At 47.6% G+C, this 12,898-nt stretch carries 13 protein-coding genes; 7 read left to right on the top strand and 6 right to left on the bottom strand.

Annotated elements, in window-relative coordinates:
- Positions 1 to 154 precede the first annotated feature (154 nt).
- The 6 genes from HMPREF1250_RS05705 to HMPREF1250_RS05680 all read right to left on the bottom strand — a co-directional run bounded on the left by HMPREF1250_RS05705 (position 155) and on the right by HMPREF1250_RS05680 (position 6,800).
- Positions 155 to 499 carry a hypothetical protein gene (locus tag HMPREF1250_RS05705; protein WP_023053684.1) on the bottom strand — a complete coding sequence of 115 codons (345 nt, stop codon included), beginning with the start codon at positions 497 to 499 and terminating at the stop codon, positions 155 to 157.
- An 86-nt stretch (positions 500 to 585) separates the two neighbouring features.
- On the bottom strand, positions 586 to 1,674 hold the full coding sequence (locus tag HMPREF1250_RS05700; RefSeq protein WP_023053671.1) for a glycerol dehydrogenase: 1,089 nt from the start codon (positions 1,672 to 1,674) through the stop codon (positions 586 to 588).
- Between the two features lie 49 nt (positions 1,675 to 1,723).
- Entirely contained in the window at positions 1,724 to 2,269 is a 546-nt protein-coding gene (locus HMPREF1250_RS05695; protein WP_231391293.1) for a hypothetical protein, read from the bottom strand.
- A 93-nt stretch (positions 2,270 to 2,362) separates the two neighbouring features.
- On the bottom strand, positions 2,363 to 3,823 hold the full coding sequence (locus HMPREF1250_RS05690; RefSeq protein WP_231391292.1) for a hypothetical protein: 1,461 nt from the start codon (positions 3,821 to 3,823) through the stop codon (positions 2,363 to 2,365).
- A 129-nt stretch (positions 3,824 to 3,952) separates the two neighbouring features.
- Positions 3,953 to 5,257, bottom strand: a complete 1,305-nt coding sequence (locus tag HMPREF1250_RS05685) for an acetyl-CoA hydrolase/transferase family protein (RefSeq protein WP_023053670.1) — start codon at positions 5,255 to 5,257, stop codon at positions 3,953 to 3,955.
- Positions 5,258 to 5,351: 94 nt separating this feature from the next.
- Positions 5,352 to 6,800: a 4-hydroxyphenylacetate 3-hydroxylase family protein gene (locus tag HMPREF1250_RS05680; RefSeq protein WP_023053685.1), complete on the bottom strand. Its 1,449-nt coding sequence runs from the start codon at positions 6,798 to 6,800 to the stop codon at positions 5,352 to 5,354.
- A 504-nt stretch (positions 6,801 to 7,304) separates the two neighbouring features.
- On the opposite strand from HMPREF1250_RS05680, the gene HMPREF1250_RS05675 reads away from it, so the two are divergent.
- From HMPREF1250_RS05675 to HMPREF1250_RS05645, 7 genes are all read left to right on the top strand, one after another.
- Positions 7,305 to 7,598, top strand: coding sequence for a NifU family protein (locus HMPREF1250_RS05675; protein WP_023053677.1), 294 nt, complete (start codon positions 7,305 to 7,307; stop codon positions 7,596 to 7,598).
- A gap of 1 nt (position 7,599) precedes the next feature.
- Positions 7,600 to 8,325, top strand: a complete 726-nt coding sequence (locus HMPREF1250_RS05670; protein WP_023053668.1) for a MaoC family dehydratase — start codon at positions 7,600 to 7,602, stop codon at positions 8,323 to 8,325.
- A 16-nt stretch (positions 8,326 to 8,341) separates the two neighbouring features.
- The gene (locus HMPREF1250_RS05665) at positions 8,342 to 8,578 is read left to right on the top strand and encodes a hypothetical protein (protein WP_023053696.1); all 237 of its coding nucleotides are present in this window, start codon (positions 8,342 to 8,344) and stop codon (positions 8,576 to 8,578) included.
- Positions 8,578 to 9,252 (top strand): MBL fold metallo-hydrolase, encoded by a 675-nt coding sequence (locus HMPREF1250_RS05660; protein ID WP_023053700.1) that lies wholly within the window; start codon positions 8,578 to 8,580, stop codon positions 9,250 to 9,252. Before HMPREF1250_RS05665 ends, HMPREF1250_RS05660 begins: the two co-directional genes overlap by 1 nt.
- 68 nt (positions 9,253 to 9,320) lie before the next feature.
- Positions 9,321 to 10,301, top strand: a complete 981-nt coding sequence (locus tag HMPREF1250_RS05655) for an acyl-protein synthetase (RefSeq protein WP_196806857.1) — start codon at positions 9,321 to 9,323, stop codon at positions 10,299 to 10,301.
- Positions 10,291 to 11,475, top strand: a complete 1,185-nt coding sequence (locus tag HMPREF1250_RS05650; protein ID WP_023053682.1) for an acyl-CoA reductase — start codon at positions 10,291 to 10,293, stop codon at positions 11,473 to 11,475. Before HMPREF1250_RS05655 ends, HMPREF1250_RS05650 begins: the two co-directional genes overlap by 11 nt.
- Before the next feature lie 13 nt (positions 11,476 to 11,488).
- Positions 11,489 to 12,892: an AMP-binding protein gene (locus tag HMPREF1250_RS05645; RefSeq protein ID WP_023053688.1), complete on the top strand. Its 1,404-nt coding sequence runs from the start codon at positions 11,489 to 11,491 to the stop codon at positions 12,890 to 12,892.
- Positions 12,893 to 12,898: the final 6 nt, after the last annotated feature.

The following is a 12,898-nucleotide window of genomic DNA, read 5'->3' as shown; positions in this document are numbered from 1 at the left end:
CTTAAATCATAATTATGATTATTATACCACATTTTACGCAAAAGAGAAGGCATAGATAACTGCGACTCAATACCATAAACGCATGTAAAAGCGCTGTCCCCATGTAAGGGAACAGCGCCAACCACTACCTTAGACTCAATTTGTGGGCAAACCGCTAATCCAACGTACCCTTATCGGGTGTAACGGAAATTCCCTGTGCTCCTTCCAATTCCAACCAGGAGTTGACGATGACGGAACGCAGAATAATTCGAATGGAATCATACCCTTGTTTGACAGTCAGCTTGTCCGTATACCAGATACGGACGCCGTCAACAATTTCACACTGATAGTTTGCCTCATTTTTCACTTCACCCAATGTAATTTGAGGGATATAGCTACCCCAAATACGATCGCCGACACAGGAACATCCGCCGCCGGCAGGCTCAAAGGAATGCGTTATGATAATATCCGCATGCCGTTTTGTTACATACGCTCTTGCCTTATCTGTTAACGTGAACATACACGTTCCCCCCTATGTTGAAAAGGATCCTGTCGGAACACGGGCCCTGCTGCAATCAATAGCCTATAGCAAGTGCTGTGTTCATCTTATCCCTTTCCGGCTGCGTCGGCATTGACCAGTGCTTCATACACCTCTTCAGCCGTAATGTTCGGGCGGACATTTTTAGTAAATTGAGCAGGCGCACAAGCTGCTTCAGCCACCTGTCTAAGTTCCGTCTCGCTGACGGAAGACACGCCCAAATCGGCGAAAGACGCCGGAAGTCCTACTTTACGGATGTATTGCAATACAGTATCCCACTCCTCTTGCGGAGCTTTTTCCAATTGCAGTTGCACCAACAAACCGAAGGCTACTTTTTCGCCATGCGAACTGGCATGCGTTTGGGGCATGAAAACCAAGCTGTCATTAATGGCATGGGCAGCCGCTAAACCGCCGCATTCAAAGCCGACGCCGCTCAAATACACGCAAGCTTCAACGACCGCTTCCAACGCGTTTGTAACCTGATGACGTTCCACTGCCGCCAAAGCTTCTTCTGAATATTTCAATAACGTCTGATAACACAGTTCCGCCAATGTCAGCGCCGTCATGGAACAGGTACCGCGAGCCATCGTTTTCGCGCCGCTGCGGTAACAGGCACGGGCTTCAAAGTAAGTGGATAACGCATCCCCCATTCCTGAAACCAGATACTTTTTCGGCGCTGCAGCAATGACGCCGGTATCGACTAAAACCATATCCGGATTGCGTTTCATCATCAGCGCCTTGATCACTGCGCCTTCTTCATTATAAATAACAGCGACGCCGGCGCAAGGAGAATCATTGGAAGCGATCGTCGGAACGATGACGACCGGTATGCCGCCCAAGTTCGTGCCCACCGCTTTTGCCGTATCAATCGCCTTGCCGCCGCCGGCGCCGATAACGGCATCACAGCCTTCGCTTTCGGCTGTGTTCATCGCCGCTTCGATAGCCGCTTTTGAACACTCGCCGCCAAACTCGTAGTAGGAGAGCTCTTTTCCCGCCTCCTGCAGCGACCGGGCAATACGAGAACCGACTCTTTTCTTATTGTTGGGCGAACAAATGAGCAAGAACTTCGTTCCCATTTTCTTGACATATTTGCCCAGCTTGTCCAATTCCCCTTCGCCCTGGACATACAATCCGGGGCCCTTCAATCCTATTGTCATCTGAACCTCTTTTCTGAATCCGTAGTCGTTCCGCCTTACCCCTCCGCAGTCAAGACTGCAAGCCAGGCCATTCCCGAAGACGCAAGGTCAGCCGATAAGCATCTTCCCCGACCCGGTATAAAAGGAAATCCCGATTTTCCTCAGTACACGGGATATTTTCCTCCATACCGCCGTTTAATTGTCTATGACAAATCTCATTTAACTCGGAAAAAATACTTTTCACACCGGCCTCACCGAATCCCGCTTTTTTTACTATCTTGTCAAAATGAGCTTTATCTTCGTCAGTATACTTGAAAATCGTACACCACCAGTGGAGTAACTCCGCTTCGCTCAATCCGGTTTTCTCCCGGATCAATTCCTTCTGGGCCGCCAATACCAACAGCAAGCAGGATAGGTAAGATTTGACGACAACCGGCACCGCATCTTTCACCTTGGCGAAATATCGCCGATGCGCCCAATAGCCGCTGAAGGTCAAGTCATTCTTGACCAGCAATTCTTTGATCCCATCATTGGCCGATACGGCACAAACCATAAAGAAGCGTTTCATGCCTTCATTAGCAGCGTGATTTCGCGCATTCATCATACATTTTTTCACAAAAAACTCACAAATCTCTGTCGTATTTGAATTCGTTAATTTTCTTAATAAATCACCATAATACTGCATACCTATGACCTCCGGGAAAAAACCTTATCGATTACCTGCTGCTTCTTCCTGTTCCAATTCCTTCTTGGCCGATATATTGAACAACGGATCGCTCTTTAAATTGTATTTGCTCAACTGGCGCTTAAACAGGTTTTTGCCGTATACCAGAATGCATAAGATGATCCCTACGCACAAAGCATAGGCCGCGCCGCGCGAAACCAGCACGCCGCCGATAACGCCGGCTACGCCCAAATCATTGAACGTCTTGGCTCTCAAGACGCCGACACGGACAGCAACATATCCCTGAATCAACATAGTCAGTGCCAAGGCAATCGGCAAGACCGGTTTAACGAAGCTTACGATCGGAGATAACCAATAACCGGTAAACGTTCCCAAACGGAATGAAGCGACACCGCCAATCAGACTGTCCATCGCATCACGTCCGTGTTTATACCGTTCGCAAATAACGACTTGCATTGCCGCCCACAGCGGTCCGCACATGGAAATATCGGGGCCAAAAAGGGACATCAGCGTATTGCGGACGCCGACGATGACATTGTTCCTGTTGGCGTCGAAATGGACATTTTCGTCACCGTCGCGATACTCACGCGCTTCATCAATCAGTGCGTCGGCCTGGATCAACTCGCCGAACAAAACGACATAAACGGCAACGACCAACGGAATAGCTGCGACATAGTAGCTCATGGCCGGGAACCCTATGCGATCGGCAAAGGGACTCCATTGCGTAAAGACTTCATAAAATTGCGGATGCGTAACCCCCCATTCGATCGTCGGCCAAGGCAATTCTCCTACGATCGGCGCAATGAGGACAGCCAACAACATAGCCGGTAATAACCCCAAATCCGAAATGATCTGGAATGCCTTGTTGGACTTCATGATTTTCTTAAAATGATTACTGAAGGACAGATAGAAAGCAAAGCCGACGGCAATAGCAATGGTCCATGGATACTTATCAAAACTGCCTCCCGTATTGAATACCAAACGGACAGCAGCAATACTGGCACCGATCAGGATACCTGCCTTCAGCGCATCTGGAACCATATCGACGACACGTTTCGCCAGCCCTGTAGCTCCCAAGAGGAAGGTAACAATCCCCAATTCCATTTCAAACGCGATCAGTGCATGCATCCGTTCCACACCTTCTGCCGGAAACGATTGCAGCCACAAGAGCAATAATGGGATAGCCGGAGTAATCCAGCCGGGAACGACAGGGTCACCTAAGTGAGCATGCCAACAATACAGAAAACCGTTCATGATAACAATCGTAATCGCCACTTCAAAGGGCATGCCCAAATATTCCTGCAGCACGGGGATGATGCCGAGACATACGGCACACAGTAATAGCCCCTGTACATAGTCGGGCCATTCAAAACGATAATGGATGAAAGGCAACCGGAACGTCAACTTAAAAAGATGTAAATTAATTCCCGGTTGAATTTCCCCTTCTTTCCTTTTATAAACGGGACCAAATATGATGAACTCCACCTCCATAACAGTGAGTGATAAAGCCTGTCAAATAAAACACAAAGAGACACTGCAGCAATCAATCAATAATTCCGATTACGTACAAAAGATTAATTGCCGTAGCATCTCTTTACGAAAAACGCAATCAAATTATTCAAATGTACAATGGAACCTGTTTTCAAATTCTGTAATCAAATCTGCGCGAAAATCGGGATGAGCAATATTAATCAAGGCTCTGGCGCGCTGTTTTAAGGTCTTTCCCTTGAGCGCTGCAATACCGAATTCCGTAACGACATAATCAATATCATTCCGTGAAGTGGTCACCGCTGCGCCATGATCCAAAAAGGCGCAAATTTTCGAGACCTTTCCATGACCTGCCGTAGACGGCATGGCAATGACGGCCCGGCCGTTTCTGGCACGTGAAGCGCCGCGCACAAAATCAACTTGGCCGCCGACGCCGCTGAACTGGCGGCTGCCGATCATTTCCGCATTGGCTTGTCCCATGAGATCCACTTGCAATGCAGAGTTAATGCAGACAACGTTATCCAATTGAGAAACGACAAAGGGATCGTTCGTATAATCGACAGGTTTGATAATGACATCACAATTGTGGTCGACAAAATCGTACAGCTTCTTCGTTCCCATCAGGAAATTAGCAACGAATTTTCCTTTGTCGATTTCCTTTTCGCTGTTGGTGATCACACCTTTAGCCGCCAAATCGACAACGCCGTCCGAAAACATTTCGGAATGGATACCGAGATTTTTCTTTTCTCCCAAAAAAGACAGCACGGCATCCGGAATCGCGCCGATCCCCAACTGCAACGTATCGCCGTCTTGAATCAAGGACGCCACGTATTCACCGATCTTCTTTTCCGTTTCCCCGATCTTGGGCGGCTGCAATTCAATCAGCTCTTCGTCACAAGGAATGAGAAAATCGATGTCCTTAACGTTGATGCTGTTTCCGTACGTATACGGCATATGGGAATTGATCTGCGCGATTTTCAACGTCGCCGCTTCTGCGGCGGCCTGGGTATAGTCAACGGAAATACCGTAGCTGCAATTACCTTCTTCATCAGGTGGAGACAACTGCAAAAAAGCTACGTCAACGGGAATGGTTCTGTTTCTGAACATTTTAGGCACTTCATGGAAAAACACGGGCGTATAATCTGCTCTTCCTTCTTCGACAGCCTTACGGGTCGAACCGCCTACAAACAAGGCGTTATGGCGAAAATGCGCTTCCATCCCCGGCTGGCAGTATGGCGCCGTTCCCATGGCCACCATATGCAGGATTTCAACGTTTTCCAATCGATCAGCCTGCGCAACCAGGGCGTTCGTAAGACATTGGGATTCTCCGCAAGCATGGGTAAACGCGATCTTATCACCTGACTTAACATGACTTATCGCCTCGTCAGCCGTGACGATCTTACTGGCATAAACTTCTTTCCAATCTTTCACTCGAACAACCTTCTTTCTGATTTCCTGCGAGCCTGTAGCTGCAGCGGAGGAGGAACGAACTGCAGCTGCGACTTATGATATACAGGAGACAATGTTATTCCTTGATTTGTGCAATCGACTTGGCCAATTCTTTCTTCATCTTCAAATTGCCTTGACGGGAAATCATGATCCGCTGAGCCTGCGGCGATCCGGCTCCGTGCATGGATTCCGTACGATAACCGACGGCAGCCGTTCCTAAGCAGAGATTTTCAATAAGGCGCAAAATTTTGAGACGATTTTCGGTCGTCACGCTGTTGACACCACGAAGATACTTATCGACATACGGTCCGATCTTCGGATCCTTTAAATCTTTTTCCGACGGAGCCGTGACCATTAAACCGCCGGCAATATCTTCCGCCAAACGGACGATTTCATAGGGGAATCTCGTTACATTCTGTTTGCAAACGTTTGCCAGGAGTAAATCGATCAGGTAGTTTCCTGATTCCGTTTTCGTCCCAAGGGCGGAACAAGCAATACCGCAAGCAAAGAGCGTTTCATTCAGATGCTGCATTTCGATGATCTTATCTTTCACGTGAGAAGCTTTCGGGCAACCGTTATAATCGGCGGCAACGGCAGCGGCACCGATCAAAACGTCACCTACGCCAACTTTGCAACCGCCATACGATTGGCGATGGTATCCGGCAAACCGTTCAACCAGAACGCCGGCATATTCAAATTCGCCGTTCAGGAAAATCCGATCATTCGGAATGAATACGTTATCAAAAATAACCAGAGCTTCTGTACCGCCGAATTCGGGGTTCCCCGTATCCATAACGGCGCCTTCCAATTTTCTCGTGTCGCACGACTGACGGCCAACAATCATGAAAATACCTTTTTCATCGGTCGGGCAAGCAAATGACACGGCATATTCTTTATCATCTTCGCCCATGGAAATGGTCGGCATGACAATGACTTCATGGGAATTGATGAAACCGGTCTGATGCGCTTTGGCACCGCGTACGACAATACCGTCATCGCGGCGTTCCACAACATGAAGGAACATGTCCGGATCGGCTTGTGCATGAGGGGCCAGGCCGCGATCACCTTTCGGATCCGTCATGGCGCCGTCAACGGTAAGGTCATTTTCCTGGACATATTTCAGGAAATTCATAAAATTTTCATGGTATTTCGTGCCATATTTCTTATCAATATCAAAAGTAGTTGAATAAACGGCATTAAAAGCGTCCATACCGACGCAGCGCTGGAAACATGCAGCCGTTTTTTGTCCCAGAAGTCTCTGCATCTTTACTTTATTCATCAAATCCTCCGTACTTTGATGAATATGTGTAAACCGGTTTACCCGTTCTCCCGTGTAAGGTGACACGGCCGTCATCAAATCCTGGTATTCAGGTAATTGGGCCAGATCATACGTCATTTTCACGGAATTCAAAGACGGACGTAAAATCGGATCATCTACCGGACACTCTACCTTTTTGCCGAACATGTACACTTGCAAATTCAATTTTCTCATACTTTCAACATATTGTTCTCCGGTCATTAACATAATAAATCATCCTCTCTAATAAAAACGTAAAAGTATACCAAATTTCACACCAGAAGTGCGCTCACTTTTTATACTAGCAAAAACTGTGCCAACCGTTCGGGATTCCAGGAACTTCCTTGAATATTTACATAATACATATCATTAATACGCGTATCGTTATCTGCGAAATACATCATGGCCGAATTTTATAATTTCAAATTTTGAATTCAAATTGGTTAAGATGAAGTCCATTTTTTCCATATTTTTTTCAACCAACATTCGTCTGTTGCATTTTTAGAACATAAAACGTTTATCTTTTGTTCCATTTTTGAAACAATGATATTCCGTTTTTTTTACCCTCTCTTTATTTTGATTGTTCTTCTCGTTTTATTACCAATTTTGACGCAAAACAGTCCATCTTATCGTAATGATCCGAGTTGTCTCCTATTTGTTTTTGGCATGATTTTTACACATAATATTGGTAGACATAATATTGGTAGTATCTATTTGAAAGGAGTGACTACTATGACCCCTACGCTCAATGATATTGAAACCGTTTTAGAACGGCAGATCCGACCGATTCTGGCCAACCACCACGGAGATGTTGCCGTCGTCGATTATACGGACCACGTTTTGCGCATCCGCTTAACGGGCAGGTGCAGCGCCTGTCCGTCAGCGCTCTTGACAACGGAAGAAATCATCGCTGCAAAAGTTAAAGAGTATTTGCCGCAGATCCGTGATGTCATCTTAGTATCCGGTGTCAGCGATGATCTGATTTCTCAAGCCAAGTCTTTATTGGCACATCATTCGAGGCCTTAATATGAAAGTCGGCATAAAATACTGCGGCGGCTGCAATTGCCGGTATGATCGGGCGAAGGAAGTAAAAAAGCTGATAACTGCTTTTCCCGATCACGAATTCACGTATGAAGCGACCCCTGAAAACATCTGTGATATCTGGCTTATCGTTTGTGGCTGCATCACCGCCTGCGCTGCATATAGCGACTTAGTGTACATAAAGAGAATATTTATCATTCACAGACCTCAGGATTTTATTCCCGTTGTTTCATTTTTGCAACAAGAAACGGCCGTTTCTTCCCAGCGTACGCAAAAAGAACTTGTTATCGGTACACAGGCATCTATGACGAAACAATTCACTGCCGGAGATCTGGCCGCCTTTGCACGCCTGACAGAAGATTTCGGAAAACTGCATACCGATCCTGTCTTTGCCGCGCAATACGGTTTCGGGACTCCTGTTCTGCACGGCGTACTGACAGCCAGTCTGCTTTCTTCCGTGATGGGAATGCAGCTGCCAGGTGACGGAACAATTCTGATGGAAGAAAACATCACCTTTTTGCAGCCTGCATATGTGAACGATACCATTACCGCCACAATTACATTGGAAAAAGTAGAGGAACAGAAAAGATATTATATCGTCTCTTTATCCGGCGAATGCCGCAATCAGCATGGCGATATCATCATCACAGGGACCTTCCGCCAACTGGCAATGAAAAATTTATTTACACACATATACCATTTAAACAAATAAAGGACAGGTGTTACTCATGACCAACAAAGAAAAATACGATAAATTATTTATGGATGCCTTTAAACTGACTGCCGAACAATTGCCGGGCCTGAAATATCGCAGCATCAAAACCTGGGATTCAATGGGCCATATGCAGCTGATGGAAGACATGGAAGACACGTTCGATATTTCCATGGATACCCCTGATGTTCTCGCTTTCAGTTCCTACGAAAAGGGCATGGTAATCTTAAGAAACTACGGAGTCGATATTTGATGCGCTTCTTCCCTGATGCCGTACTGCATTGCCTTGTCGATCCTCTAACCGGCAGCAACGGCTATGTTATTGCCAAGGACGGCGAAGCTTTGATCATCGATCCGAATAATTTTCCGCTTCTGCAAGCCTTGCTGATCTCACAAGCGCTGTGCCCGAAATATGTCATCATAACGCACGAACACTGTGACCACATTGCCGGTTTAAACCAATTGAGGGCGCAGTATTCCCTTATCGTCATCAGCAGTAAGGCATGCAGTGACGGTCTCCAAAGTACGACGGCAAACATGACGTGCATGATGGAATCATATCTTTATTTCAAAAGCAACGGCAAGGTGCTGACCAAATATCCCCGTTTTACCTGTGCTCCCGCAGATATAACATTTACCGATTCCTACCGATTTACTTGGGCTGCTCATCAGTTTTCATTGTTGCGTATTCCCGGCCACACGCCAGGCAGCATTTGCATTATGGCCGACAAAACTTATCTGTTCACCGGCGATTACTTTATTCCGGGAGAAGAAGTCATCACCCGGCTACCCGGCGGTGATTCAGCGGCCTACGAACGGAAAGGAAAACCTCTCCTGCGTCAGCTTCCTGAAAACACGTGGGTCTATCCCGGTCACGGAAGCTCTTTCCTACTGACAAGTAAGGTGAAAACAGACTATGGATTATAATCCCCTTTTTGCAGATTCGCCCTATTCCTGGCCGCAGCAAAAAAAAGAATGCGCTTTATCTGACCTATATGACCTGGCTGACGGCTTTTCACCAAAACCGGTGCCAACCGTACAGACGGGCAACAACGTTGCTGCCAAAAAAACCGACTCCTGCAGAAACGCTTTCTGCCATTCCTATGATCCCGATTCGCATGTTTAAATCGCTGCCGTTAAAAAGCATAGACGATGAAAAAATCTTCAAAACGGTAGTTTCTTCCGGAACATCCGGACAGGTGTCGCAAATTTATTTGGATGAAACCAACGCACGGAATCAACAGCTTGCCTTATACGCGATTGTCGGCGATCTCCTCGGACCTAACCGACTGCCGATGCTGATCATCGATACGCCGGCCATACTCAGTAACCGTGACCGCTTTACAGCCCGCGGCGCAGCAGTCCTCGGCTTTTCCATTTTTGCCAAAAAGAAATGCTTTGCCTTGACTGAATCGTTACAAATGAACACCGACGCCATCCAAACCTTTCTCTGCCATTACGGCCAAGAGCCATTTCTGATTTTTGGCTTTACATTTATGATCTGGCAGTACCTGTACAAGGCCGCCAGCCATGTGTCCTTTGATCTTTCCAACGCTGTCGTCGTTCACGGCGGCGGTTGGAAAAAGATGCAGGATCTGGCCGTCTCGCCGCAGGTATTTAAAGAAAGTCTGCGGAGCCGCTACGGTATTGAACGCGTTCATAATTACTACGGCATGGCCGAACAGACCGGCTCTATTTACGTAGAGTGCAGTCACGGCCATTTGCATGCCAGTAATTTCTCCGACGTCATCATGCGGGACCCCGTCGACTTTTCTCCTCTTCCAGTCGAAAAGCAAGGGATCATTCAAGTTCTCTCCCCGTTGGCTACGGCTTATCCCGGCCATTCCATCCTGACGGAAGACATGGGCACATTATTAGGGTACGATGACTGTCCCTGCGGCCGCAAGGGCAAATATTTTTCAGTTGACGGCCGTATTCCGTCCGCTGAGATCAGGGGGTGCAGTGATGCTCACTAATACAACGCCGAATATATTACTTGGTACTTTTCCGGCCCGACTGCGTCCGACAATTCCGTTCGACCCCAAAATATTGTACTTCCTTGACCGTTTCAAGGACGCCTTGGAAGAAACCCTGCCAAACAACAGGGAAGCCAAAGCGCTCGCCTTTTGGCTCCGCCGCAAGCACCTGCAGTCCTTCAAAAACCGGACGGGGAACGTTTCTTCTCGCTTAGGACGGGGTATGATTTTTCACATCGCTCCGGCAAATGTCCCTTTAATGGCAATTTACAGCTTTATCGTTTCCTTATTAAGCGGCAACAATAACATTGTACGCATCTCCGACAGGGCACGCGCCGAACTGACGCCGATCCTCGCCATGATGGCAACGCTCTGGGAAACGGAACCGTTTTCCGAACTGGCAAAGCATAACGCCTTCATTGCCTATGACAAAGAAAAGACGATAACAGATGCCATTTCCTTACATTGCGACGGCCGGATCATTTGGGGCGGTGATGCTGCCATTCAGGAAATCCGTACATCGCCGCTTCCGCCGCAGGCTATTGATTTAGCTTTTGCCGACCGTTATTCAATGGCCGTCTTGGATCTTCCGACACTTCAGTCGTTGTCAGCCGATGAATTGCAACAACAGGCCCATCTTTTCTATAACGATACCTATGAAATGGATCAAAATGCCTGTTCCAGCCCGCGCCTCATCGTCTGGACAGGAGACGTATCCGCACAGCGCGACGATATCCTCAACCGCTGGTGGCAAGCAGTCGCCAAAGAGGCCGTACAATATGATCTGGCGCCAATCAAGGTTAGCCGCAAATATACCCGTCTCTGGGAGCTGGCAACAACGTGTCCTGAACTAAGTGACATCCAGTGGTATACAAATAGGCTGTACGTGTATTCTTTAACGGCGATACCTGACAACATCGCGCTACTGGCACTTGCATACGGACAATTTTTCCAGATTTCCCTTTCTTCATTTACCGACATCGTGCCTTTCTTAGATAAAAAAGTGCAAACCGTTACAACGTTGGGTATTGATAAAGATACACTGCGCGCCGAAATACGCCGCCAAGGGGCCGCAGGCGGCGATCGCATCGTCAGTCTGGGAGAAGCGGCAGAATTCGACATTTTTTGGGACGGCATCCAAATGATAGAATATTTATCGCGCAATATTTCATAAGGAGGTCTGCGTTATGAATTTTTTTGACATGAACCCCGAATTTGCAGCTCATACTCTTTTTGTCGATAATGCCGGAAATAACTACACCTATCAAGACTGGTACCGTCATGCCCAAAATCTAAAAACCGTCTTACGGCCGCGCTCCTTGGCCTTTGTCATCTGTCACAACCGGCCGGCGGCGGCGTTATCCTATCTTTGCTGTCTCCAAAACGGAATTGTTCCTTTGTTGCTGGACGCCGCCTTGGAAAAGAACTTATACGCGCAATTGCTGCACCGATATGAGCCGCACTATATTTTTCGCCCCATCTGTCCGACCGACACACAGCCCCTCTATTCCCTTGAGGATTACGGCGTTTTTTCCTATGCATCGACACCACTTGTTCTTCATCCCGATTTGGCTCTGCTGCTCACTACGTCCGGGAGTACGGGAAGCCCGAAGCTCGTGCGGCAAAGCTACGCGAACATACAAGCCAATGCCGCCTCTATTGCCGCCTATCTGTACTTGACCGAAGCGGATCGTCCCGTGTCCACCTTACCGCTGCACTATACCTTCGGCCTATCCGTATTGAACAGCCATCTCCTCGTAGGCGCTGCGGAATACTTGACGGAAGACACCGTATTTGACCCTTCGTTTTGGGATTTCTGCAAAGACTTTCACGTCACCTCCCTGGCCGGTGTTCCCTTTACCTATGAATGCCTGAATCGCCTTCACTTCTGCAACATGCATTTGCCGGATTTGACCTTGATGATTCAAGCTGGCGGAAAATTATCCGCCAGGCTACACAAAGAATTCGCCAGCTTCGCCTATAAGACCAACAAGCGTTTCATCGTCATGTACGGGCAAACGGAAGCTACGGCGCGCATGTCCTACTTGCCGCACCCGTACAGTTTATCCAAAATCGGCAGCATCGGCATCCCGATTCCCGGCGGAACGTTTCGGATTATGGAAGACGAAAAAACGGAAATCACGCAGCCCCATGTACGTGGTGAACTCTGTTACGAAGGCCCCAATGTCACCTTGGGCTATGCCCAGTGCCGTTCCGACCTTGCTCTGGGCGACCAACGTCACGGAAGATTGTTAACCGGAGATATTGCCTACAAAGATGAAGACGGATTTTACTATATTGCAGGAAGAAAAAAACGATTTCTGAAAATACAAGGAAAACGGGTAAATCTTGACGAAATCGAAAGTATCATAAAAAACGCTTATCCTCGCCTTGAATGTGCCTGTACCGGATTCGATGACAACCTCTGCCTGTTTGTCGCCGAATCAGCCGTTTCCGCCGATACGCTGGAAGACTTTTTGGTCTCCAAAACCGGTTTACATCCGGCAACAATTACAATACGTAAGCTGGCCGACATTCCTAAAACTACGACAGGAAAAATCGCCTATACCGTATTGAAAGACTTACTTTAACCAAGC

This window comes from Megasphaera vaginalis (ex Srinivasan et al. 2021), assembly GCF_000478965.1.
GTDB classification, from domain to species: Bacteria; Bacillota; Negativicutes; order Veillonellales; family Megasphaeraceae; genus Megasphaera; species Megasphaera vaginalis.
Note: the sequence above shows the minus strand (reverse complement) of the source record. Positions and strands in the feature narration are given on the sequence as shown.

Bases quoted from the DNA above. Each gene is read 5' to 3' on its own strand.
- HMPREF1250_RS05665 (WP_023053696.1), top strand. From the start codon at position 8,342: ATGACCAACAAAGAAAAATACGATAAATTATTTATGGATGCCTTTAAA.
- HMPREF1250_RS05670 (WP_023053668.1), top strand. From the start codon at position 7,600: ATGAAAGTCGGCATAAAATACTGCGGCGGCTGCAATTGCCGGTATGAT.
- HMPREF1250_RS05655 (WP_196806857.1), top strand. From the start codon at position 9,321: ATGACCTGGCTGACGGCTTTTCACCAAAACCGGTGCCAACCGTACAGA.
- HMPREF1250_RS05650 (WP_023053682.1), top strand. From the start codon at position 10,291: ATGCTCACTAATACAACGCCGAATATATTACTTGGTACTTTTCCGGCC.
- HMPREF1250_RS05660 (WP_023053700.1), top strand. From the start codon at position 8,578: ATGCGCTTCTTCCCTGATGCCGTACTGCATTGCCTTGTCGATCCTCTA.
- HMPREF1250_RS05705 (WP_023053684.1), bottom strand. From the start codon at position 499: ATGTTCACGTTAACAGATAAGGCAAGAGCGTATGTAACAAAACGGCAT.
- HMPREF1250_RS05675 (WP_023053677.1), top strand. From the start codon at position 7,305: ATGACCCCTACGCTCAATGATATTGAAACCGTTTTAGAACGGCAGATC.
- HMPREF1250_RS05680 (WP_023053685.1), bottom strand. From the start codon at position 6,800: ATGTTAATGACCGGAGAACAATATGTTGAAAGTATGAGAAAATTGAAT.
- HMPREF1250_RS05645 (WP_023053688.1), top strand. From the start codon at position 11,489: ATGAATTTTTTTGACATGAACCCCGAATTTGCAGCTCATACTCTTTTT.
- HMPREF1250_RS05700 (WP_023053671.1), bottom strand. From the start codon at position 1,674: ATGACAATAGGATTGAAGGGCCCCGGATTGTATGTCCAGGGCGAAGGG.